General features: G+C 73.1%; 18 protein-coding genes and 1 riboswitch. Of the genes, 10 read left to right on the top strand and 8 right to left on the bottom strand.

The genetic code is table 11. The features are described from left to right. Positions 1–457 precede the first annotated feature (457 nt). From AC07D6_RS08715 to glgX, 3 genes are all read right to left on the bottom strand, one after another. A complete protein-coding gene (locus tag AC07D6_RS08715; RefSeq protein ID WP_315875550.1) occupies positions 458–2,329 on the bottom strand; it encodes an ABC transporter ATP-binding protein in 1,872 nt (623 codons plus the stop codon). After that, a complete protein-coding gene (locus AC07D6_RS08710; protein ID WP_315875549.1) occupies positions 2,326–4,125 on the bottom strand; it encodes an ABC transporter ATP-binding protein in 1,800 nt (599 codons plus the stop codon). The genes AC07D6_RS08715 and AC07D6_RS08710 overlap by 4 nt, the downstream gene beginning before the upstream one ends. 219 nt (positions 4,126–4,344) lie before the next feature. After that, entirely contained in the window at positions 4,345–6,672 is a 2,328-nt protein-coding gene (glgX, locus tag AC07D6_RS08705) for a glycogen debranching protein GlgX (protein ID WP_479043045.1), read from the bottom strand. 209 nt (positions 6,673–6,881) lie between these two features. On the opposite strand from glgX, the gene AC07D6_RS08700 reads away from it, so the two are divergent. From AC07D6_RS08700 to AC07D6_RS08680, 5 genes are all read left to right on the top strand, one after another. Beyond that, a complete protein-coding gene (locus AC07D6_RS08700; RefSeq protein WP_479043043.1) occupies positions 6,882–8,078 on the top strand; it encodes a L,D-transpeptidase in 1,197 nt (398 codons plus the stop codon). Between the two features lie 206 nt (positions 8,079–8,284). Beyond that, positions 8,285–9,544, top strand: coding sequence for a L,D-transpeptidase (locus tag AC07D6_RS08695; protein WP_479043042.1), 1,260 nt, complete (start codon positions 8,285–8,287; stop codon positions 9,542–9,544). Between the two features lie 87 nt (positions 9,545–9,631). Further along, entirely contained in the window at positions 9,632–10,399 is a 768-nt protein-coding gene (locus AC07D6_RS08690) for an enoyl-CoA hydratase/isomerase family protein (protein WP_315875545.1), read from the top strand. Between the two features lie 298 nt (positions 10,400–10,697). After that, the gene (locus tag AC07D6_RS08685) at positions 10,698–11,204 is read left to right on the top strand and encodes an ATP-binding protein (RefSeq protein ID WP_479043041.1); all 507 of its coding nucleotides are present in this window, start codon (positions 10,698–10,700) and stop codon (positions 11,202–11,204) included. Between the two features lie 379 nt (positions 11,205–11,583). Then, a complete protein-coding gene (locus AC07D6_RS08680; RefSeq protein WP_479043040.1) occupies positions 11,584–12,762 on the top strand; it encodes a YVTN family beta-propeller repeat protein in 1,179 nt (392 codons plus the stop codon). Positions 12,763–12,793: 31 nt separating this feature from the next. On the opposite strand, the gene AC07D6_RS08675 is transcribed toward AC07D6_RS08680, so the two are convergent. Then, positions 12,794–13,432, bottom strand: coding sequence for a GNAT family protein (locus tag AC07D6_RS08675; protein ID WP_479043039.1), 639 nt, complete (start codon positions 13,430–13,432; stop codon positions 12,794–12,796). Positions 13,433–13,524: 92 nt separating this feature from the next. Between AC07D6_RS08675 and AC07D6_RS08670 the strand changes: the two genes are divergently transcribed. After that, complete coding sequence (locus AC07D6_RS08670; protein WP_315875541.1) at positions 13,525–13,740, top strand: EF-hand domain-containing protein; 216 nt, start codon at positions 13,525–13,527, stop codon at positions 13,738–13,740. A gap of 129 nt (positions 13,741–13,869) precedes the next feature. Here the strand turns inward: AC07D6_RS08670 and AC07D6_RS08665 are convergent, their stop codons facing one another. From AC07D6_RS08665 to gcvT, 4 genes are all read right to left on the bottom strand, one after another. Continuing rightward, entirely contained in the window at positions 13,870–15,237 is a 1,368-nt protein-coding gene (locus AC07D6_RS08665; RefSeq protein WP_315875540.1) for an L-serine ammonia-lyase, read from the bottom strand. Positions 15,238–15,409: 172 nt separating this feature from the next. Next, positions 15,410–16,669 (bottom strand): serine hydroxymethyltransferase, encoded by a 1,260-nt coding sequence (glyA, locus tag AC07D6_RS08660; protein ID WP_315875539.1) that lies wholly within the window; start codon positions 16,667–16,669, stop codon positions 15,410–15,412. Between the two features lie 34 nt (positions 16,670–16,703). Then, on the bottom strand, positions 16,704–17,078 hold the full coding sequence (gcvH, locus tag AC07D6_RS08655; RefSeq protein ID WP_315875538.1) for a glycine cleavage system protein GcvH: 375 nt from the start codon (positions 17,076–17,078) through the stop codon (positions 16,704–16,706). Positions 17,079–17,174: 96 nt separating this feature from the next. Beyond that, the gene (gene gcvT / locus AC07D6_RS08650) at positions 17,175–18,290 is read right to left on the bottom strand and encodes a glycine cleavage system aminomethyltransferase GcvT (protein ID WP_479043037.1); all 1,116 of its coding nucleotides are present in this window, start codon (positions 18,288–18,290) and stop codon (positions 17,175–17,177) included. A 160-nt stretch (positions 18,291–18,450) separates the two neighbouring features. Further along, positions 18,451–18,548: riboswitch (glycine riboswitch) on the bottom strand. Between the two features lie 148 nt (positions 18,549–18,696). On the opposite strand from gcvT, the gene AC07D6_RS08645 reads away from it, so the two are divergent. The 4 genes from AC07D6_RS08645 (at position 18,697) to AC07D6_RS08630 (ending at position 22,964) form a co-directional block, all read left to right on the top strand. After that, complete coding sequence (locus tag AC07D6_RS08645; protein ID WP_315875536.1) at positions 18,697–19,350, top strand: AAA family ATPase; 654 nt, start codon at positions 18,697–18,699, stop codon at positions 19,348–19,350. An 84-nt stretch (positions 19,351–19,434) separates the two neighbouring features. After that, positions 19,435–20,214 (top strand): enhanced serine sensitivity protein SseB, encoded by a 780-nt coding sequence (locus tag AC07D6_RS08640; protein WP_479043036.1) that lies wholly within the window; start codon positions 19,435–19,437, stop codon positions 20,212–20,214. 53 nt (positions 20,215–20,267) lie between these two features. Beyond that, on the top strand, positions 20,268–21,086 hold the full coding sequence (locus AC07D6_RS08635) for an enhanced serine sensitivity protein SseB C-terminal domain-containing protein (protein WP_479043034.1): 819 nt from the start codon (positions 20,268–20,270) through the stop codon (positions 21,084–21,086). Positions 21,087–21,293: 207 nt separating this feature from the next. Then, positions 21,294–22,964: an ABC transporter substrate-binding protein gene (locus AC07D6_RS08630; RefSeq protein WP_479043033.1), complete on the top strand. Its 1,671-nt coding sequence runs from the start codon at positions 21,294–21,296 to the stop codon at positions 22,962–22,964. Positions 22,965–23,040 lie beyond the last annotated feature (76 nt).

Here is a 23,040-nt window from a genome sequence, read left to right as displayed (position 1 = left end):
GGGGTACCGGGGGCGGGGTGGGCCCACGGGCGGTGCAAACAGAGCTGGCGGAGCGAGGTGCGAAGAACGGGGGAAGACTGGCATCGCACAACCGTTTGTGTCAGGAGCGCGTCAAAAGATTGGCCGGAACTCGTCCGTTGCCCGAAAAGCCGAGTCCGTTAACCGGACGTCAAGACGGTGTTACGCGAGCGAGGTCACGGCGGACGGCGGGTGCGGCCGGCGCTCCGGGCCGGCCGCCCGGGGCGTGGCGCGGACGGATCGGCCCTCGCCCGGGGGCCCGTGCCGCTGCCCGCGGCGCGTCTCCCGCCCGGTGGCCCGGTGGCCCGGTGGCCCGGTGGCCCGGAGCCGGGCCCGCGACCGCGCCCGGCGGCCGTGCCCGGCGTGCGACCGCGGCCGGTGCCGCGCCCGGCGGCCGTGCCCGGGGTGCCTCCGCGTCAGGTGGCGCGGAGGCACCGGTTCATCCCGCCAGGCTCTCCCGCCACGCGCGGTGCAGGCCGGCGAAGCGACCGTCCCCGGCGATCAGCCGCCCGGGCGGCCCGTCCTCCACGATCCGGCCGCGCTCCATCACCAGCACCCGGTCCGCGATCTCCACCGTGGACAGCCGGTGCGCGATCACCACCGCCGTACGCCCGTGCAGCACCGTGTCCATCGCCCGCTGCACCGCCCGCTCCCCGGGGACGTCCAGCGAACTGGTCGCCTCGTCCAGGATCAGCACCCCCGGGTCCGCGAGGAGCGCGCGGGCGAAGGCCACCAACTGCCGCTGGCCCGCCGAGATGCGCCCGCCGCGCTTGCGCACGTCCGTGTCGTACCCGTCCGGCAGCGCCGCGATGAAGTCGTGCGCGCCGATCGCCTTCGCGGCGTGCTCGATCTCCTCCCGCGTCGCGTCCGGACGGCCCACCGCGATGTTCTCCGCGACCGTCCCGGAGAACAGGAACGCCTCCTGCGTCACCATCACCACCCCGCGCCGCAGCTCCGGGGCGGCCAGCTCCCGCAGGTCGACGCCGTCGAGGAGGATCCGGCCCTCGGACGGGTCGTAGAAGCGGGCCAGCAGCTTCGCCAGCGTCGACTTGCCCGCACCCGTCGAACCGACCACCGCCACCGTCTGCCCCGCCGGGACCGTCAGGTCGAACCGCGGCAGCACCTCGCCGCCCGTCCGGTACGCGAAGCGGACGCCCTCGAAGACGACCTCCCGGCCGGGCGCGCCGGACGGCCGCGGCGGCAGCTCCCGCGGCACGGCGGGCTCCGGCACGGTCGGCCGCTGCGCCAGCAGGCCGGCGATCTTCTCCAGGGACGCGGCGGCCGACTCGTACGCGTTGAGGAACATGCCCAGCCGGTCGATCGGGTCGTACAGCCGCCGCATGTACAGCACGGCCGCCGCCAGCACGCCGAGCGCCAGCGTGCCGTCCGCCACCCGGTAGGCGCCCCACAGCACCATGCCGGCGACGGCGGTGTTCGCCACCAGCCGGGAGCCGATCACGTAGCGGGCCATCTCCAGGATCGCGTCGCCGTTGCGCCGCTCGTGGCGGTGGTTCAGCGCGGCGAACACCTCGTCGTTGGTGCGCTCCCGGCGGAACGCCCGGACCGGCCGGATGCCGTTCATCGTCTCCGCGAACTTCACGATGACCGCGGCGATCGCCGTGGACCGCGCGCCGAACGCCGCCGACGCCCGCCGCCGGTACACCCGCACCAACAGGTACAGCGGCACGAACGACGCCACCGCGACCGCGCCGATGCCCCGGTCCAACCACAGCAGGACCAGCGAGATGGTGGCGAACGACAGCACCACGTTGACCAGCTCCTGGAGCCCCTCGCTCAGCAGCTCCCGCAGCGACTCCACGTCGGTCGTCGACCGCGAGATGAGCCGCCCCGACGTGTACCGCTCGTGGAAGTCCACGCTCAGCGCCTGGGCGTGCCGGAAGATCCGGCCCCGCAGGTCGAGCAGCACGTCCTGGTTGACCCGCGCCGACACCCCGATGAAGCCGTACTGGAGCAGCCCGGCGCCCAGCGCGCACAGCCCGTACCCGGCGGCCACCGCGACCACCGGCCCGTGGTCGCCCTGGCGCAGCGCCGGCACGGCCCGGTCGATGGCGTACGCGACGAGCAGCGGCCCGGCCTGCACGGCCGCCTGCTGGAGGAGGAGCAGCAGCGCCGCCAGCGCCACCCGCGCCCGCCGGGGCGCGAGCAGCGACCGCAGCAGCGCCCCCGTCGCGCCCTTCGGCGCGGGCAGCGCGTCCCGGTCGAAGGGGTCCCGCCCGTCCGGCCCCGGCGCCCCGTCCGCTCCCCCTCCGGTGTCCTTCCGCTTCCGCGGGGCCCGGTCCTGAACCGTCATCGCTTCCCGTCCTCCGCCCCCGACATCAGCCACGCGTACTCGGCGCTGGTCCGCAACAGCTCCTGGTGCGTCCCGACCGCCGCGATCCTGCCCTCCGACAGCAGCGCCACCCGGTCGGCCAGCAGCACCGTCGACGGGCGGTGCGCCACCACGAGCGCCGTCGTGTCCCGCAGCACCTCCCGCAGGGCGGCCTCCACCAGCGCCTCGGTGTGCACGTCCAGCGCGGACAGCGGATCGTCCAGGACGAGGAACCGGGGCCTGCCGACGACGGCGCGCGCCAGCGCCAACCGCTGCCGCTGCCCGCCGGACAGGCTCAGGCCCTGCTCGCCCACCTCGGTCGCCGCGCCCTGCGGCAGGTCCGCCACGAAACCGGCCTGCGCCACCTCCAGCGCCCGCCGCAGCTCCGCGTCGCCCGCCCCCGGGCCGGCGCCCATCAGCACGTTCTCCCGGACGCTCGCCGAGAAGAGCGTCGGCTCCTCGAACGCCACGGCCACCAGCGACCGCAGCCGCTCCCTCGGCATCTCCGCGATGTCCTCGCCGTCGAGCAGGACGCGGCCCGACGTCAGCTCGTACAGCCGCGGCACCAGCGCCGTCAGCGTCGTCTTCCCGGAGCCGGTCGCGCCCACCAGCGCCAGGGTCTCGCCCGGCCGGATCCGCAGGTCCACCCCGCGCAGCACCGGCGGGGAGTCCTCCGGCGCGTCCGGGTAGCGGAAGGTCACGTCCTCGAACACCACCCCGCCCGGCGCGCCCCGCCCCGGCGCCGCCGCGGCGGGAACCCGGTCCGCGACCTCCTCCGCCTGGTCCATCACCTCGAAGTACCGCTCCGTCGCCGTCGCCGCCTCCTGGCTCATCGCCAACAGGAAGCCGATGGACTCCACCGGCCACCGCAGCGCCAGCGCCGTCGAGAGGAACGCCACCAGCGTCCCCGCCGACAGCGTCCCGTCCGCCACCTGCACCGTGCCCAGCACCAGCGCGGCGCCGATCGCCAGCTCCGGGACGGTCGTGATGAACGCCCAGATCCCCGCCAGCAGCCGGGCCTTGTGCAGCTCCGTCCCGCGCAGCCGCTCCGCCAGCACCCGGAACGCGCGCTCCTGGCTGCGGTGCCGGCCGAAGCCCTTCACGACGCGGATGCCGAGCACGCTCTCCTCGACCAGCGTCGTCAGGTCACCCACCTGGTCCTGCGCCCGCCGCGCCGCCTTCGAGTACCGCGTCTCGAACAGCGAGCAGCCCACCACCAGCGGCACCACCGGCAACAGCAGCACCAGCCCCAGCGACCAGTCCTGTGCCAGCAGCACCACGAAGCCGGCGAGCACCGTCACCCCGTTGACGAACAGGAACGTCAGCGGGAAGACCAGGAACATCCGCAGCAGCGACAGGTCCGTCGTCCCGCGGGAGAGCAGCTGGCCCGACGCCCACCGGTCGTGGAACGCCACCGGCAGCCGCTGCAACCGCCGGTACAGGTCGGCGCGCAGGGCCGCCTCCACCCGCGTCGAGGGCCGCGCCACCAGCCAGCGCCGCAGGCCGAACAGCAGCGCTTCGGCCACCCCGAGCCCCAGTACGGCGAACGCCCCCCACCACACCCCGTCCGGGTCGCGGTCGGCGACGGGGCCGTCCACCATCCACTTCAGGACCAGCGGGATGACCAGGCTCAGGCAGGACGCCACGACCGCGACGAGCGCCGCCGCGAGGAACCGCCCCCGCACCGGCCGCAGGTAGGGCCACAGCCGCAGCAGGGAGCGCACGGCGGAACGCTTGGGGGCGACGGGACGCGGGGCGGCGAAGGGCGAGGCAGGCATCAGGACCGAGCCTAGGGTTCACCACTGACATCGCTCACGCGGTTTTCCGCCGAACGCCCGTCCCTTCACCCGCCGGACGCCCCGCCCGCCGAGGGCCTCCGCCCGTCGATCGCCCGCCCGCCGTTCGCCCGCCGGACGCCTCACCCGCCGCCCCCGCCGAGCACCCCCGCCGGACGCCCCGCCTGCCGAACCCCCCTCCCGCCGGACACCGTCCGCCGCTCACGAGACCACCCGCCACAGCAGCGCGGACCTCGCCGGCACCGTCACCTCCTCCCCGCCCCGGCACACCGTGCCCGGTGCCTCCGCCTGCTTCTCCCGGGAGGTGTCGACGACCAGTTCGTACTCCTCCGCCCAGGGCGGCCCCGGCAGCCGGTGCCCGACCGGTCCGTCACCCGCGTGGAGGACCACCAGGAAGCTGTCGTCCACGACCGCCCGGCCGCGCTCGTCGCGCCCCGGGATGTCCCGCCCCGACAGGTAGAAGGTGATCGCCCGGGCCGGCGCGTACCAGTCGCCCTCGGTCATCTCCGTCCCCGCCGCCGTGAACCACGCCAGGTCCCGCAGCCCGTCGGCGCCCTGCGGGCGGCCGGAGAAGAACGCCCGGCGCCGCAGCACCGGGTGCGCGTGGCGCAGCGCCAGCAGGCGCCGGGCCAGCGCGAGCAGCTCCCGCGCCCACGGCTCGTCGAGCAGCGACCAGTCGACCCAGCCGATCTCGTTGTCCTGGCAGTAGGCGTTGTTGTTGCCGCCCTGCGTGCGCCCCATCTCGTCCCCGGCGACCAGCATCGGCACCCCCGTGGACAGCAGCAGGGTGGTCAGCAGGTTGCGGATCTGGCGGCGGCGCAGCGCGGTCACGGCCTCGTCGCCGGTCTCGCCCTCGGCGCCGCAGTTCCACGAGCGGTTGTCGTTCGTGCCGTCCCGGTTGTCCTCGCCGTTCGCCTCGTTGTGCTTCCGCTCGTACGACACGAGGTCCCGCAGCGTGAACCCGTCGTGCGCGGTGACGAAGTTGACCGACGCGTACGGGCGGCGCCCGCCCCAGGCGTACAGGTCGCTCGACCCCGACAGCCGGTAGCCGAGGTCCCGGACGTCGGGCAGGGCGCCCCGCCAGAAGTCCCGCACCGCGTCCCGGTACCGGTCGTTCCACTCCGTCCACAGCGGCGGGAAGGCGCCCACCTGGTAGCCGCCGCTGCCCACGTCCCACGGCTCGGCGATCAGCTTCACCCGCCGCAGCACCGGGTCCTGCGCGATCACCGCGAGGAACGGCGACAGCATGTCGACGTCGTGCATCGACCGGGCCAGCGCCGCCGCCAGGTCGAAGCGGAAGCCGTCCACGCCCATCTCCGTGACCCAGTAGCGCAGCGAGTCGGTGATGAGCCGCAGCACCTGCGGCTGGACGACGTGCAGCGTGTTGCCGCAGCCCGTGTAGTCCGCGTACCGGCGGGCGTCCGGCTGGAGGCGGTAGTAGCCCCGGTTGTCGATGCCGCGCAGCGACAGCATCGGGCCCAGCTCGCCGGCCTCCGCCGTGTGGTTGTAGACCACGTCGAGGATCACCTCGATGCCGGCCTCGTGCAGCGCCCGCACCATCCGCCGGAACTCCCCGACCTGCTGCCCGCCCGTCCCGGTCGCGGCGTACGCGGCGTGCGGCGCGAAGTAGCCGATCGAGTTGTAGCCCCAGTGGTTGCGCAGCCCGCGCCGCAGCAGGTGGTCCTCGTGGGCGAACTGGTGCACCGGCAGGAGCTCCACCGCCGTCACCCCGAGGCGCACGAGGTGGTCGATCGCCGCCGGGTGCGCCAGCCCCGCGTACGTGCCGCGCAGCTCCTCCGGGACGCCGGGGTGCCGCTTGGTGAAGCCCCGCACGTGGAGCTCGTAGATGACGGAGTCCGCCCACGGGGTCTTGGGCCTGCGGTCGTCGGCCCACTCGTCGCCGGCCGCGTCGTCGTGCACCACGACGCCCTTCGGCACGTACGGCGCCGAGTCGCGGTCGTCGCGCACGGTGTCCGCGACGTGCTGGTCCGGCCAGTCCCGCACGTGCCCGTACACCTCCGGCGGCAGCGCGCCGAAGTCGCCGTCCACCGCGCGCGCGTACGGGTCGAGGAGCAGTTTCGCCGGGTTCCAGCGGGCGCCGGTCCACGGGTCCCACCGGCCGTGCACCCGGTACCCGTACCGCTGGCCCGGTCGCACGCCCGGCACGAAGCCGTGCCAGATCCCGTGCGTCAGCTCCGCCAGCGGCACCCGGGTCTCCGTGCCGTCCGGTGCGAACAGGCACACCTCGACGGCCTCGGCGCCGCCCGCCCACAGCGCGAAGTTGGTGCCGGCCACCCCGTCGGGTCCGGCGCGGAAGCGGGCGCCCAGCGGCGTCGGCGCCCCCGGCCAGGCGGGGGGCGGCGCCGGCGCGGCCCCGGCCGGGCCCACACCGGCCCCGGGGCCGGTGTGGGTGACCGCCCGCGCCGCGCGGCGTAACCCGTTCGGCCCGGCGCGGCGCGCCTCGAAGGGTGTGTCCGGCGCCCCCGGAACCGCCCCCTGAACTGGCCTCTGTTCGGCTGCGCTCGACACTTGCCGGCCTCCCGCGGCTCGTCCGCGACCGGGCCGGGGCACCCGACAGCCCCGCTCCGGTCCTCCCCGTGTTCTGCCCGGACTCTCCCGCTCCCAACATGGGCCGCTCCGAACACGACCCGTACAGACGTTTCCCCCGCCGGGGGCCAGTCGTTGGGCAAACCGTGAGAAACGTATGGAAACGGACAGGGCTCGGTGTCGCCGCGGCGATGGCCTGGGCAGCAGTGGCGGCCGGGCTGGCCGGGTGCGCGACGGGCGGCGAGGGGACCTTCGGGAGCGGCGGGAAGGGCGGGGCCGCCCGCGGGGGCGACACCATCCGGGTGAGCCCGGACGACGGGGCGCGGGGCGTGCCGCCGGACGGCCGGCTGGAGGTGCGGGTGCCCAGCGGCCGGCTGGAGAGCGTCCGGGTCCGCCGGGTCGAGGACGCGGAGCCGTCCGACGTGCCCGGCGCGGTGACGCCCGACGGGCTGCGCTGGCGGCCGAAGCCCGGGACGCGGCTGGCGCTCGCCGCCAAGTACGCGGTCGACGCCGTCGCCCTGGACGGGCACGGCCGCCGCTCCGCCCGGCACACCACGTTCACCACGCTGGTCCCCGGGCGCCGCTTCATCGGCTACTTCGCTCCGGAGGACCGCGCCACGGTCGGCACCGGCATGATCGTCTCCTTCCGCTTCAACCGTCCCGTGCGCAACCGCGCCGCCGTGGAGCGGGCGATCCGCGTCACCGCCGACCCGCCCGTCGAGGTCGCAGGCCACTGGTTCGGTGCCGACCGGCTCGACCTGCGCCCCGAGCGGTACTGGCGGACCGGCACGCGGGTCACCGTCGACCTGCGGCTGCGGGACGTGGAGGCGGCGCCCGGCGTGTACGGCGTCCAGCGCCGGACCGTGCGGTTCACGGTCGGCCGCTCGCAGGTCTCCCGCGTCGACGCCGCGGCCCACACGATGGAGGTGCGCCGCGACGGCCGCCTCCTCGCGAGGCTGCCCGTCACCGCCGGGGCGTCGAAGACCACCACGTACAACGGGAAGATGGTGGTGACCGAACTGTTCGAGGTGACCCGGATGAACGGTGCCACGGTCGGCTTCACGGACGCCCGGGGCAAGGGCGAGTACGACATCAAGGACGTCCCGCACGCGATGCGGCTGACCGACTCGGGCACCTTCCTGCACGGCAACTACTGGGCGGAGCCGTCGGTGTTCGGCTCGGCCAACGTCAGCCACGGCTGCGTCGGGCTGCGCGACGTCAAGGGCGGCAGCGCCGCGTCCCCGGCGGGCTGGTTCTTCGACCGGACCCTCGTCGGCGACGTCGTCGAGGTGGTCAACTCGCGTGACCGGACGGTCGCTCCCGACAACGGGCTGGGCGGCTGGAACATGGGCTGGAAGCGGTGGAAGGCCGGCTCCGCCCTGCGCTGACCCGCGCCCCGTCCGCCCCGCCGGGCGCGCCCCGGGCACACCCCGGACCGGAAAAGCCGTCATGTGAACGGGCTGGGACCGAACAGTGACAATCCGGTGTGCTCGGCGGCGCTCGCGGTGTGATTATCTAACGCGGTGCGCGCGGGTGCAGCGCGCGGGGGTGCAGGCCACGGCGGTGCCGGGGCCGTGCGAGGGGAGAGTTCATCGTGAAGGGGCAGCCGATATCGGGGGCATCGGCCGGGGCCGTGTCGCGGGGCCGGCGCGGTCGGGGCAGGGGGTCGCTGGCCGTCGTTGCCGGAACGTTGCTGCTGCTCGTCACCGCGTGCGGTGGCGAGGGCCCGGCGGACGGCGCGAAGGGCGGCGCGCCGGACAAGAACGGCTCGGGACAGGTGGAGAACGCCGCCTCGCAGGCGGTCGTCACCGTCGCGCCGAAGGACGGCGCCGACGCGGTCGCGACCAGCGGGGCCCTGAAGGTCACCGCGGAGGGCGGCAAGCTGACCACGGTCAACGTCACCGACTCCAAGGGCCGGCCCGTGGAGGGCGCCCTGTCCGCGGACGCCACCAGTTGGCAGCCGGTCAGGCACCTGGCGGCGGCCACCAGGTACAAGGTGCACGCGGTCGCCAAGGACGCGGCGGGCCGCGAGTCCGCCAAGGACACGACGTTCACGACGCTCGTCCCGAAGAACACGTTCATCGGCCACTACACGCCCGAGGACGGCCAGACGGTCGGCGTCGGCATGCCGGTGTCCATCAACTTCTCCCGCGGCATCACCGACCCGGAGGCCGTCGAGGCCGGCATCAAGGTGACCGCCGTGCCGGCCGTGCCGATCGAGGGCCACTGGTTCGGCAACGACCGGCTCGACTTCCGCCCGGAGAAGTACTGGGCGCCCGGCACCAAGGTGACCGTCGAGCTGAACCTGGACGGCGTCGAGGGCCGCCCCGGCGTCTACGGCAAGCAGGCCAAGAAGTTCAGCTTCACCATCGGCCGCAGCCAGGTCTCCACCGTCGACGCGAGCGCCAAGACCATGACGGTCGTCCGCGACGGGAAGACGATCAAGACCCTCCCGATCACCGCGGGCGCCCCGTCCACCACCACGTACAACGGCCAGATGGTCATCAGCGAGAAGTACGAGGTGACCCGGATGAACGGCGCGACCGTCGGCTTCGGCGGCGAGTACGACATCAAGGACGTACCGCACGCGATGCGCCTGTCCACCTCGGGCACCTTCGTCCACGGCAACTACTGGGCGTCGCCGGGCACCTTCGGCTCGGCCAACGTCAGCCACGGCTGCGTCGGCCTGCGCGACGTGCGCGGCGCGTACGACGGCTCGATGCCCGCCGCCTGGTTCTTCGACAACTCGCTCGTCGGTGACGTGGTCGTCGTGAAGAACTCCAAGGACAAGCAGATCCAGCCGGACAACGGCCTCAACGGCTGGAACATGCCGTGGTCGGAGTGGACCAAGTAGTCGAACGGCGAATTCCGCCCGTGGGGACCGGTGCTGTGACGAACCGCACCGGTCCCCACGGCGTTAACGGCGGCTAACCTGCCCCGTATGACAGTGACTCTCGAAGTTTCCGCGGGCGTCGGCACCCTCCGCCTGGACCGCCCCCCGATGAACGCGCTGGACATCGCCACGCAGGACCGGCTCAAGGAACTCGCCGAGGAGGCCGCGGGCCGCGACGACGTCCGCGCCGTCGTCGTCTACGGCGGCGAGAAGGTGTTCGCCGCCGGCGCGGACATCAAGGAGATGCAGGTCATGGACCACACGGCCATGGTGCTGCGCGGCAAGGCCCTCCAGGACTCCTTCACCGCCGTCGCCCGCATCCCCAAGCCCGTCGTCGCCGCCGTCACCGGCTACGCGCTGGGCGGCGGCTGCGAGCTCGCGCTGTGCGCCGACTTCCGCGTCGCCGCCGACAACGCGAAGCTGGGCCAGCCCGAGATCCTGCTCGGCCTCATCCCCGGCGCGGGCGGCACCCAGCGGCTCGCCCGGCTCATCGGCCCCTCCAAGGCCAAGGACCTCATCTTCACCGGCCGTCACGTCAAGGCCGACGAGGCCCTGGCGATCGGCCTGGTCGACCGGGTCGTCCCCGCCGCCGAGGTGTACGAGCAGGCACACGCCTGGGCCGCGAAGCTCGCCCAGGGCCCGGCGCTCGCGCTGCGCGCCGCCAAGGAGTCCGTGGACGCCGGCCTGGAGACGGACCTGGAGACGGGTCTGGCCGTCGAACGCAACTGGTTCGCCGGCCTGTTCGCCACCGAGGACCGGGAGCGCGGCATGCGCAGCTTCGTGGAGGAGGGCCCGGGCAAGGCCAAGTTCCTCTGACCGCGGCCCCGTTGGGGGCGAAGCCGGCCGGACGGTGGCTCGGCGGGGGAGGGTCCGCCCACCGGGAATTCCACCGTCCGGGTGGTTTAAGGTCTTCTGAGGGAACCGTTGGGACGCCCTGACTCGGCCATCTCCGCGCCTGCGGCGGCGCACAGCGTCACCGCAGGTCAGCGGGGGTGTGGGGGGTCCTCCTTGCCCTTGTCATATGCCTTCGGCGGACCGCGGGGACGCCGGTTCCGCGAAGGCCGTTCCCGCGGAACCGCCCCGCGGACCCCGCCGGACGGCCATGATGGTGGGCATGGCGGGGCTGGATGGTGTGGAGCAACCGTGGCAGCACGGCGGTGTCACCGCGGCGAGACGGGTGCCCTCCGCGGATGACGAACAGGCCCTCAAGGCCCTTGAACTGTACGGCGATCCGACCGTGGAAGAGGTGCGGCTGCCGTCCCGCCCCGAGTCCGCCGCGATCGCCCGCCGGCTCGCCCGGTGCGTCGTCCTGCGCACCTGGTCGCTGGGCCCGCAGATCGCCGAGGACGTCGTCCTCCTCGTCTCCGAACTCGTCGGCAACGCCGTGCGGCACACGGGCGCGCGCGCGTTCGGGCTGCGCATGCACCGCCGCCGGGGTGGCCGGATCCGAGTGGAGGTGCGCGACCCGTCGCGCGGCCTGCCCTGCCTGCTGCCCGTGCGGGGCCTGGACGTCAACGGACGCGGGCTGACCGTCGTCGACAAGCTCTCCGACCGCTGGGGCGTCGACCTCCTGCCGCGCGGCAAGAACACCTGGTTCGAGATGCGGGTCACCGACCGCTGAACGCACAGAAGCCCCCCTGCGCGCCGTCGTGGGGCGCCGCGGGGGGCTTCTGGGTGGGGCGCCGCGGACGGGGAGGGGTGTGTCCGGCGGCGCCGTCGACGACCTGGCCCGGGTCAAGGGGGTCGTGTGCCTTGACTATGGCAGACGGGGGGCCTTGCCACCAAAACCCCAAAGGGGAATATGGGCATACAATTCAGACAATTGCTCGATGATTCCAAGGTGAGATCGGCCACTCACCTGCAAAACCATGAATAAATATTGAATCGATTGAGTACTTCCCGCCCTCGGGGCTTCCGCTTCCGTTCCCCTGTCTGACGTGCGGAAGGCGTGAGGTGCGTCAATCATCATCTTTTGCCGCACACCGCCCTTAAATGGTCGCGTGACCGTGCTCCCGCGTAGACGCTCCCTCGGTCTCGCCGCGGCCGCCCTGCTGGCCGCCCTCGCCGGCTGCTCCGGCGGGCCCGCCGCGACGGAGGCCGCCACACCGCGCCGGACCGCACCGGTGAGCACGGCCCCCGCCGGGCCGGCCGCCCTGCCCGGGATGCCGCCCCCGCTCGACCCCCGCGACGTCTACGCGGCCGACCGCCCCAACCGGCTCTCCCCGGTGGTCAGGGACTTCCCCTCCCGCGTGTACGTCCCCAACACCCTCTCCGACACGGTCTCCGTCATCGACCCCGAGACGTACCGGGTCGTCGACACGATCCCGGTCGGCAAGCACCCCCAGCACGTTGTCCCCTCCTGGGACCTCAAGACCCTCTGGGTCAACAACAACCAGGGCCACACCCTCACCCCCATCGACCCCCGCACGGGGAAGCGCGGCAAGGACGTCGAGGTCCACGACCCGTACAACCTCTACTTCACGCCCAACGGCAGGTACGCCGTCGTCATGGCCTCCCTCGACCGGGAGCTCGTCTTCCGCGACCCGCACACGATGGAGCGCCGCCACACCGAACCCGTCCCCTGCTACGGGGTCAACCACGCCGACTTCTCCGCCGACGGCCGCTACTTCATCGTCTCCTGCGAGTTCTCCGGCGAACTGCTGAAGGTCGACACCGAGAGGATGAAGGTCGTCGCCCGGCGAAAGCTCCCCTTCGACGGGGCCATGCCGCAGGACGTGAAGCTCTCACCGGACGGGAAGACCTTCTACGTCGCCGACATGACGGCCCACGGCATGTGGGCCCTCGACGGCGACGCCTTCACCGCCCCCCGCCTCCTGCCCACCGGCAAGGGCTGCCACGGCCTGTACGTCTCCCGCGACTCCAAGGAGATGTACATCCCCAACCGCGGCGAGGGCTCCGTCTCCGTCTTCGACTTCGCCCGGAACCGGCTGACGAAGAAGTGGTGGCTCCCGGGCGGCGGCTCCCCGGACATGGGCGGCGTCTCGGCCGACGGCAAGGTCCTGTGGCTGTCCGGGCGGTACGACTCCGAGGTGTACGCCATCGACACGACCACCGGCAGGCAGCTCGCCCGCATCCCCGTCGGCGGCGGCCCCCACGGCCTGGCGGTCTACCCCCAGCCCGGCCGCTACTCCCTGGGCCACACCGGCGTGTTCCGGTGACCTCCGGGTCCGTTCCGCCCCCCGGGGCGCCTCAGCCCGCGACGAGCAGGGCCTCCGCGCACACCGGACGGTAGCCGGCCGCCTGGAACGTCCGTACGCTGCGGGCGTTGCCCGGCGACTGCTGCGCCCACACGTGGCCGGCCGGCACCAGGTGGCGCGCCGCCAGGGCCAGGTGCACGCCCAGGCCCCGCCCCCGCGCCTCCTCGTCCAGTTCGACGGCCGCCTCCCACCGGCCCGCGACGGAGCGCCCCAGGACGAGGAGCCCGCCGTCCGTCCGCCACACCCGCACGTCGTCGCGGTACTTCCGGGCCCGCACCACCCGCGGGTGCTCCGGGTCCTCGATCTCCCGCAGCGGCACGGGCGGCCCGCCCGGGAGCGCCGGCGCCACGGTCAGCAGGTCGACCGTGCCCATCGACCGGCCCGTGCGGCGGATCAGCGACGCCAGGAACAGCGGGTTCATCGACGCGGCCAGCGGGTCGTCGCCGGCGGCGGCCAGCTCGGCGCGGATCCACTCCGGGTCCTCGTCGAGGAAGACCACCGAATGCGCCGTGAAGGCCAGCACCCCCGCGTCGCGCCGGCTCGGCTGCGGGACGATCACCGTCGAACCGTCCGGCGGCGGGAACCCGCCGTGCGCCGCAGCCTCCAGGATCCGTGCCACCTCGCCGCTCATGCCCCCATCGTCACCCATGGCCCACCGCGTCCGGCGATCACCCCTGCCGATACCCTTGCGGCCGTAGTACAGAGAGACGAAGGGGTGGAGCGATGGCGGACATCGAGTCTGCGCGCAAGGCTTTCGACCGTTACGACGTGAACGGCGACGGGTTCATCACGGCCGCGGAGTACAAGAGCGTCATGGCGCAGCTGGGGGACTTCCACGTCACCGAGCCGGTCGCCCAGGCGGTCATCAACGCCCAGGACGGCAACGCCGACGGCCTGCTGAGCTGGGACGAGTTCTGGGCGCACCTCAACAGGGCCTGAGCCGCCCGCACACGCCCGAGGGGGCGTCACCCGCGACCCGCGGCGGTGACGCCTCCTCGGCGTGTCCTCGAAGGACCCCGATCCCCCGTGCGCCCTCGCAGCGCCCCCGGCGCGTGCCGGTGCGGGTGCTCAGCACTCGATGATGTTCACCGCGAGCCCGCCGCGCGCGGTCTCCTTGTACTTGACCGACATGTCCGCGCCGGTCTCCTTCATCGTCTTGATGACCTTGTCGAGGGAGACCTTGTGGCTGCCGTCGCCGCGCATCGCCATCCGCGCCGCCGTCACGGCCTTCACGGCGGCCATGCCGTTGCGCTCGATGCACGGGATCTGCACGAGCCCGCCGACCGGGTCGCAGGTCAGGCCCAGGTTGTGCTCCATGCCGATCTCGGCGGCGTTCTCCACCTGCTCGGGGGAGCCGCCCAGGACCTCGGCGAGCGCGCCCGCCGCCATCGAGCAGGCCGAACCGACCTCGCCCTGGCAGCCGACCTCGGCGCCGGAGATCGACGCGTTCTCCTTGAACAGCATGCCGACCGCGCCCGCCGCGAGGAGGAACCGCACGACGCCGTCCTCGTCGGCGCCCGGCACGAAGTTCACGTAGTAGTGCAGCACCGCCGGGATGATGCCCGCCGCGCCGTTCGTCGGGGCGGTGACGACCCGGCCGCCGGCGGCGTTCTCCTCGTTGACCGCCATCGCGTACAGGGTGATCCACTCCATGGCGAGGGCCTGCGGGTCGCCCTCGGAGCGCAGCTTGCGGGCCGTGGTCGCGGCGCGACGGCGGACCTTCAGGCCGCCCGGCAGGATGCCCTCGCGGGACATGCCGCGGTCGACGCACTCCCGCATGACCCGCCAGATCTCCAGCAGCCCGGCGCGGATCTCCTCCTCCGTGCGCCACGCCTTCTCGTTCTCCAGCATCAGCGCGGAGATCGACAGGCCGGTCTCGCGGGTGAGGCGCAGCAGCTCGTCGCCCGTGCGGAACGGGTACTTCAGGACCGTGTCGTCGAGCTTGATCCGGTCCGCGCCGACCGCGTCCTCGTCGACGACGAACCCGCCGCCCACCGAGTAGTACGTCTTCTCCAGCAGCGTCGCGCCCTCGGCGTCGTACGCCCACAGGGTCATGCCGTTGGCGTGGTAGGGGAGCGCCTTGCGGCGGTGCAGGACCAGGTCCTCGTCGAAGTCGAAGCCGATCCCGTGGGTGCCGAGCAGGTCGATCCGCCCGCTCGCCTTGATCCGCTCGACCCGGTCGTCGGCGGTCTCCACGTCGACCGTGCGGGGCGAGTCCCCCTCCAGGCCCAGCAGGACGGCCTTGGGCGTGCCGTGGCCGTGGCCGGTCGCGCCCAGCGAGCCGTACAGCTCGCACCGCACCGAGGCCGTGGAGGCGAGCAGCCCCTCGTTCTTCAGGCGGCGCGCGAACATCCGGGCCGCCCGCATGGGGCCGACCGTGTGGGAGCTGGACGGCCCGATGCCGATCGAGAACAGGTCGAAGACCGAGATGGCCACGGGAGGACTCCTTGGTGGTAGACGCCGCTGTCTGCCGGTGGGTGGTGCAGGGAGGGGCTGGGGTGGTGCGGTGGACATGGGACGGGGCACCGCACCCACTCGTCTCCAGTGTGCGCGGTGCCCCGCAATGTGGTCTGTAACGTACCTAACGCCGACAGGGCGCCGGGTATGCCTACAGGCCGGGGTAAAGCGGGTGCTTGGCCGCGAGGGCCGTGACCCGGGCCTTCAGCGCCTCCGCGTCGTACGACGGCTTCAGCGCCTCGGCGATGATGTCGGCGACCTCGGTGAAGTCCTCGGTCCCGAAGCCCCGCGTGGCCAGCGCCGGGGTGCCGATGCGCAGGCCCGAGGTGACCATCGGGGGCCGCGGGTCGTTCGGGATGGCGTTCCGGTTGACCGTGATGCCGATCCCGTGGAGGCGGTCCTCGGCCTGCTGGCCGTCGAGCTCGCTGTTGCGCAGGTCGACCAGGACGAGGTGCACGTCCGTGCCGCCGGACAGGACGGAGACGCCCGCCTCGGCGACGTCGGCGCGGACCAGGCGCTCCGCGAGGATCTTCGCGCCCTCCAGGGTGCGCTGCTGGCGCTCCTTGAACTCCTCGCTGGCCGCGACCTTGAAGGAGACCGCCTTCGCCGCGATGACGTGCTCCAGCGGGCCGCCCTGCTGACCGGGGAAGACCGCGGAGTTGATCTTCTTGGCGAGCTCGGCGGTCGACAGGATGACGCCGCCGCGCGGGCCGCCCAGCGTCTTGTGGGTGGTCGTGGTGACCACGTGGGCGTGCGGCACCGGGTTCGGGTGGAGCCCGGCCGCGACGAGGCCCGCGAAGTGGGCCATGTCGACCATCAGGTAGGCGCCGACCTCGTCGGCGATCCGGCGGAACGCCGCGAAGTCGAGCTGGCGCGGGTACGCGGACCAGCCGGCGACGATCAGCTTCGGCTTGGACTCCTTGGCGAGGCGCTCGACCTCGGCCATGTCGACCTGGCCCGTCGCGTCGTCGACGTGGTACGCGACGACGTTGTAGAGCTTGCCGGAGAAGTTGATCTTCATGCCGTGGGTCAGGTGCCCGCCGTGGGCGAGGTTCAGACCCATGATCGTGTCACCCGGCTGCAGCAGGGCGAACATCGCCGCGGCGTTGGCCTGCGCGCCGGAGTGCGGCTGCACGTTGGCGTGCTCGGCACCGAACAGCGCCTTGATGCGGTCGATGGCGATCTGCTCGACCACGTCGACGTGCTCGCAGCCGCCGTAGTACCGGCGGCCGGGGTAGCCCTCGGCGTACTTGTTGGTGAGGACGGAGCCCTGGGCCTCCATGACCGCGACCGGAGCGAAGTTCTCCGAGGCGATCATCTCCAGGGTGTTCTGCTGGCGGCGGAGCTCGGCGTCGACGGCGGCGGCGACGTCCGGGTCCAGCTCGTGGAGGGGGGTGTTCAGAAGCGACATCACGCGGTCCCTACGGGTGTGGGTGTCGGGCTGGTCAGCCGGCGAACTCGGTGTACTCGTCGGCGGAGAGCAGGTCCTCCGGCTCCTGGGCGACGCGCACCTTGAACAGCCAGCCGTCCTCGAACGGCGCGCTGTTCACCAGGGAGGGGTCGTCCACGACCGCCTGGTTCGCCTCGACGACCTCGCCGGTGACCGGCGAGTACAGGTCGCTGACGGACTTGGTGGACTCCAGCTCGCCGCAGGTCTCGCCCGCGGTGACGGTGGCGCCGACCTCCGGAAGCTGGACGTACACGACGTCGCCCAGGGCGTTCGCCGCGTGCTCCGTGATGCCGACCGTCGCGACGCCGTCCTCGGCGGGCGACAGCCACTCGTGCTCCTTGCTGTAGCGCAGCTGCTGGGGGTTGCTCATGGTCTGAATTCTCCTGTACGGGCGTGCGTGGTGGTGAACGGGGGAGGGGTGTGCGGGATCACGTCCGGCGCCGCGGGCGGACCGCTCGCGAGCGTGTCACTTCCGACGCTTGTAGAACGGCAGCGCCACGACTTCGTACGGCTCGTGGGTGCCGCGGACGTCGACGCCCACGCCGGGCGTGCCCGGCGCGGCGTGCTCCGCGTCCACGTACGCCATGGCGATCGGCTTGCCCAGGGTCGGCGACGGGGCGCCCGAGGTGACCTCGCCGACCACCCGGCCGTCGGCGACCACGGCCATCCCGGCGCGCGGCACGCGGCGGCCCTCGGCGACCAGGCCGACCAGCTTGCGCGGCGGCGCGGTCGCGGCGCGCGCGGCGGCCTCCTCCAGCGCGGCGCGGCCCACGAAGTCGCCGGCCTTCTCGAACTTCACGACCCGACCCAGACCCGCGTCGAAGGGGGTCAGCCCGGTCGTCAGCTCGTGCCCGTACAGCGGCATGCCCGCCTCCAGGCGCAGCGTGTCCCGGCAGGACAGGCCGCACGGGATCAGCCCGACGCCCTCGCCCGCCCCGGTCAGCGCCTTCCACAGCCCCTCGGCGTGCTCGGGCGCCACGAACAGCTCGAAGCCGTCCTCGCCGGTGTAGCCGGTCCGGGCGATCAGCGCCGGGACGCCGGCGACCGTGCCGGGCAGGCCCGCGTAGTACTTCAGGCCGTCCAGGTCCGCGTCGGTGAGCGACTTCAGGACGCCGGGGGACTCCGGGCCCTGGACGGCGATCAGCGCGTACGCGTCGCGGTCGTCGCGGACCTCGGCGTCGAAGCCGGCCGCGCGCCCGGTCAGCGCGTCCAGCACCACCTGGGCGTTGGAGGCGTTGGCGACGACCATGTACGTGTGCTCCTGGAGCCGGTACACGATCAGGTCGTCGAGGATGCCGCCGTCCTCCCGGCAGATCATCGTGTAGCGGGCGCGGCCCACGCCGACACCGCCGATGTCGCCGACCAGGGCGTAGTCGAGGAGGTCCGCCGCCTGCGCGCCGGTGACGGTGATCTCACCCATGTGGGAGAGGTCGAACAGACCGGCCCGGGTGCGGACGGCGGTGTGCTCGTCGCGCTCGCTGCCGTACCGCAGCGGCATGTCCCAGCCGGCGAAGTCGGTCATGGTGGCGCCCAGCGCGCGATGCAGCGCATCGAGGGCCGTGCGGCGGGGGGAAGTGCTCATGGAAGGGCTCCCAGGTCCGGGGCATGGGTGGCGAGGACGGTCCTCCCCATCTGTCATCGGAACCTGAGAGGTTCGCCGTGACCCCTTCCGGGGGCGCGGCTTGCACCTTGGGTGGAGCCCGCCCCGGCGGTGCGGGGAGCGGCTCGCTTTTCAGATCTGCCTCATCCGTGCGGTGCGGGGCCTGAGAGATTCAAGGGAGGGACTTGCTCCTTCGGCGCCCGGGCCGTCGCCGGCCCGGGACTCTCCCGCACGGATTCGAGCGGCCTGTATGCGGTTGTCGGCGCGCACATCATTGCACGGGGGCCCGGAGAGGAAAACCTCGGCTTGTCGGCAAATCGCTTGTGTCCCATTACTGTTTCTTTACACTTCTTGGGCAGGCTGGGGGGAGCCGAGCTCGGGAGGGGCCATGATGTCGCAGCGGTCCGGCGCGTACGCCACGACCGCGGGGGTGCCGGCGCCGCCGGCGCTGCCCGCCCGCACGGCCGCGCTCCCGGTCCTGCGCGACCTCCGCGCCCGCGGCGGGCGGGTCCCGCGCGAGCTGGCCTTCGCCGAGGCCGACGTGGTCGTCGTCTCCGGTCTGCCCGGCAGCGGCAAGTCCACTCTCATCCGGCGGATCGCCCCCGGCCGCGCCGTCGACTCCCAGGACACCCGCGAGCGCTGGGAGGGCCGCGTGCCGCGCCTCCTGCCGTACGCCCTCTACCGGCCCCTCGTCCGCGCCGCCCACTACGCCGGCCTGCGGGCCCGGCTGCGCTCCGGCCACGGCGTCGTCGTCCACGACTGCGGCACGCAGTCCTGGGTGCGCCGCTGGCTCGCCCGCGAGGCCCGCCGCCGGGGCGGCACGCTGCACCTGCTGCTCCTCGACGTCGACCCCGACACCGCCCGCGAGGGCCAGCGGGAGCGGGGGAGGGGCGTCTCCGCGTACGCCTTCGCCCGGCACCGCAGAGCCGTCGGCCGGCTCGTCCGCGACGCCGAGCGGGGCGTCCTGCCCGGCGGCTGCGGCTCCGCCGTCCTCCTCGACCGCGCGGCGGCCACGGCCCTGGCCCGCATCCGCTTCCTCTGATCCGCCGGCGCCGGCCCGTCCCCCGCCCGCGCTAGGGTGCTGCGGCACGCACCGGAAGAACCGGGGAAGGACGCAGGGGACACCGTGGACACCGCACCCGCCGCAGTCGACACCGCATGGCCCTCCAACGAACTGGAGGAGGTCCTGTCCGCCTCCCTCGGCCAGAGCGCCTCCGGCGCCCGCATCGTCGAGGTCCTCGGCCGCAGCCTCGTCTGGGTGCCCCTGCCCAGGGGCGGCTCCCCGGACGGCGCCGGCCCCGGCGCCCCCGGCCTCGACCTGCCCACGCTGGAGCTCGACGGCCTGCCGTACGTCCCGGTGTTCACCTCCGAGAGCCAGTTCCGCGCCTGCGCCGGCGGCCACATGGCGTACGCCGTCGCCCCCGCCGTCGAGTTCGCCCGCGGCCTGCCGCCGCAGCTCGGCCTCGCCCTCAACCCCGGCGGCACCGTCGGCGCGCCCCTCCCGCCGCCCGCCGTCGCCGAGCTGTGCCGCACCGGTCGCGGCCCCCTCGAAGGGCCGGCCTCCGGCGCCCGCGTCCGGCTGTTCGAGCCGGACTGGCAGGACGACCCCGTCGACTTCCTCTCCGCCGCGAGCGCCGAGTTCGGCGCGACCGGGGTGGTCCTCACCGCCCGGCGCGCCCTGGCCAGCATCGAGGGCGAGCCGCCCACCCTCTTCGTCGGCGTCCAGCTCTCCTCCTGGGAGGACGCCGACCGCGCCGCCCCCATGGACGCCCTCGGCCGGGCCCTGGGCGCCGTCCCCGTGCCGTGGCCGGTCAACCTGGTCCTCCTCGACGTCGCCCGGGACCCCGTCGGCGACTGGATGCTCGAGAAGGTGCGCCCCTTCTACCGCCGCGAACACGGCTCCTGACCGGGCGCGCCCTTAAGCTGGACCGGAAGTCTGCGAACGAGGGGCGGGATCAGGTGAGCGCGTCAGGCACCGCGGCGGGCAGTGGGGCGTCCCCTGGTGGAGCGCAGCCGGGACCTCACGGAGAGGTCGAGCACATGCTGCGGCAGGTCTCCCCCGGGCGCTACGACGCCTACGAGGCGCTGCTCCACGCCCTCGCCGGGAGCCAGGTGTGGATGCTGCTCTGGCACGGCCAGGCCGGCTCCCCCGACGCCCAGTACGGGAACATGGAGGTCGACGGCCTCGGCTACGCCCCGTGCGTCACCTCCGCCCAGGAGCTCGCCGCCTCCGGCTGGAACCGCGCCCACGAGGTCGTCGCCGTCCGCGACGTGGCCCGCGCCCTCTACCCCGACCGGTGGGGCATCTGGCTCAACCCGCACGCCCCCGGCGGCGGCGTCGGCATCCCCTGGCCCGACCTGCGCCGGATCGCCACCGGCCTGGACCGCATGCCCGCCGGCCCGCTCCGGCTCTCCGAGCCCGCCATCGAGCTGCCGCAGTTCTACGCCCTGCTCACCCAGAACGCCCACCGCACCCCCGCCGTCCGCTCCCTGCGCCGCGCCTGGGTGCAGCCGGCCCTCGGCACGCCGTACCTCGCCATCGGCCTCGACCTCTACGACACGGGCCAGGCGTCCGTCGACGCGGTCCGCGCGATGATGCAGCAGTCCGTCGCGGCCGTCCCGGACGGGCTGCCCGTGTCGACGGTCGCCATGTCCGACGGGTACGACCCGGTCGCGATGTGGCTGCGCGCCAACGCCCGCCCCTTCTACGACCGCGAGGCCCACCTCCCCCCGCCGCGGCGCGGGACCGCCGCCTACGGCTACCCGCAGCAGGGCTGAGCTGCCGTCCGGCGGCTCCCGCCGAACTCCCCCGTGTGACGGGGGTGTTAACTCCGACAGGGGGCTTGTCCGGGATGGGGACGGTTTGGTGACTGTCCGGGTCTCGACTAGGTATCACCGCTATCCGGACTGTTCTCCGGGATGCCGCCCGTGGGTAGTGTTCGGCCGGTCAAGACCTCATTCACTAGGCCAGACCAGGGGTGGCCCATGCGCATACTCAAGTCCCGTGCGGTCCGGGCGGTCACCGCGGCGCTCGCCGTCGGAATGATCGCGACGGGCTGCGCCAGCGAACGCGGCAAGGACGGCGACAAGGGCGGCGACAAGGACACGTTCGTGTTCGCCGGCGCCGGTGACCCGGGGTCGCTCGACCCGGCCCTCGCCAGCGACGGCGAAACGTTCCGCGTGACCCGCCAGGCCTTCGAGGCGCTGCTGGAGCACGAGTCGGGCGGCACCAAGCTCGTCGGCGGCCTCGCCGAGTCGTGGTCCGGCAACGACGCCGGCACGGTGTGGACGTTCAACCTCCGCAAGGGGGTGAAGTTCCACGACGGCGAGCCGTTCAACGCGGCCGCCGTCTGTGCCAACTACGACCACTGGTTCAACTGGAAGGGCACCTACCAGACCAGCGCGGTCTCGTACTACTGGCAGAAGATCATGGGCGGCTTCGCCAAGAACGAGGACAAGGAAACCCCCAAGGCCAACTACAAGTCCTGCACCGCCAAGGACGAGAACACGGCCGTCATCGAGGTCCACGAGCCCTCCGCCAACCTGCCGGGCGGCTTCTCCCTCCAGGCGCTGGCGATCCACTCGCCGAAGGCGATCAAGGAGTACGCGAAGCAGGCCGTGAGCGGCAAGGGCGACGCCATCACGTACCCCAAGTACAGCCAGGAGGCCGGCACGGTCGCCGGCACCGGCCCGTACAAGATCGTGAAGTGGAACAAGGGCAACAAGGAAGTCACCCTTGAGCGCTTCGACGACTACTGGGGCGAGAAGGCCAAGGTGAAGAACCTGGTCTTCCGCACGATCGCCACCGAGGAGGGCCGCCGCCAGGCCCTGCAGGCCGGCGACGTCCACGGCTACGACTTCGTGTCGCCCGCCGACGTGAAGACCCTGGAGCAGGGCGGCTTCCAGGTGCCGACGCGTGACGTCTTCAACCTCTTCTACGTGGGCATGACCCAGGAGAAGAACCCGGCGCTGAAGAAGCTCGAGGTCCGCCAGGCCATCGCGCACGCCATCGACCGGGAGAACCTGGTCAAGACCCAGCTGCCCGAGGGCGGCAAGGTCGCCACGCAGTTCATGCCCGACACGGTCGCCGGCTGGTCCGACAAGGTGAAGACGTACTCGCACGACACCAACAAGGCCAAGCAGCTGCTGGCCGCCGCCGGCGAGTCCAAGCTGAAGGTCGAGTTCTGCTACCCGACCGAGGTCACCCGGCCCTACATGCCGGCCCCGCAGGACATGTTCGAGCTGATGAAGGCCGACCTGGAGAAGGCCGGCATCACCGTCACCCCGAAGCCCCTGAAGTGGGCCCCGGACTACGTGGACGCCACCGAGGCGGGCGCCTGCGCCCTGCACATGCTCGGCTGGACCGGTGACTTCAACGACGGCTACAACTTCATCGGCACCTGGTTCGCCAAGTACGACAAGCAGTGGGGCTTCAAGGAGGCCAAGGTCTTCGACGCGGTGAACGCGGGCTCCAAGGTGGGCGACCCGGCCCAGCGCGTCGGGGCGTACAAGAAGGCCAACGAGGCGATCATGGAGTACCTGCCGGGCCTCCCGATCTCCTCCTCCCCGCCGGCGATCGCGTTCGCCAAGGACGTCAACCCGCCGAAGGTCTCCCCGCTGACGCAGGAGTACTTCTCCGAGGTCTCCTTCAAGTAACCGCATCCGCACGCGGGGTCCGCCCGGCCACAGCACTGCGTGGCCGGGCGGACCCGCTTCTGACGTACACGCAAGA

This window comes from Streptomyces sp. NPDC045287 (genome assembly GCF_056432325.1).
This window is presented reverse-complemented; position numbering and strand designations above follow the sequence as displayed.

Bases quoted from the DNA above. Each gene is read 5' to 3' on its own strand.
- AC07D6_RS08675 (WP_479043039.1), bottom strand. From the start codon at position 13,432: ATGAGCGGCGAGGTGGCACGGATCCTGGAGGCTGCGGCGCACGGCGGG.
- AC07D6_RS08630 (WP_479043033.1), top strand. From the start codon at position 21,294: ATGCGCATACTCAAGTCCCGTGCGGTCCGGGCGGTCACCGCGGCGCTC.
- gcvH (WP_315875538.1), bottom strand. From the start codon at position 17,078: ATGAGCAACCCCCAGCAGCTGCGCTACAGCAAGGAGCACGAGTGGCTG.
- gcvT (WP_479043037.1), bottom strand. From the start codon at position 18,290: ATGAGCACTTCCCCCCGCCGCACGGCCCTCGATGCGCTGCATCGCGCG.
- AC07D6_RS08690 (WP_315875545.1), top strand. From the start codon at position 9,632: ATGACAGTGACTCTCGAAGTTTCCGCGGGCGTCGGCACCCTCCGCCTG.
- AC07D6_RS08670 (WP_315875541.1), top strand. From the start codon at position 13,525: ATGGCGGACATCGAGTCTGCGCGCAAGGCTTTCGACCGTTACGACGTG.
- AC07D6_RS08715 (WP_315875550.1), bottom strand. From the start codon at position 2,329: ATGACGGTTCAGGACCGGGCCCCGCGGAAGCGGAAGGACACCGGAGGG.
- AC07D6_RS08700 (WP_479043043.1), top strand. From the start codon at position 6,882: ATGGCCTGGGCAGCAGTGGCGGCCGGGCTGGCCGGGTGCGCGACGGGC.
- AC07D6_RS08685 (WP_479043041.1), top strand. From the start codon at position 10,698: ATGGCGGGGCTGGATGGTGTGGAGCAACCGTGGCAGCACGGCGGTGTC.
- AC07D6_RS08710 (WP_315875549.1), bottom strand. From the start codon at position 4,125: ATGCCTGCCTCGCCCTTCGCCGCCCCGCGTCCCGTCGCCCCCAAGCGT.
- glyA (WP_315875539.1), bottom strand. From the start codon at position 16,669: ATGTCGCTTCTGAACACCCCCCTCCACGAGCTGGACCCGGACGTCGCC.
- AC07D6_RS08645 (WP_315875536.1), top strand. From the start codon at position 18,697: ATGATGTCGCAGCGGTCCGGCGCGTACGCCACGACCGCGGGGGTGCCG.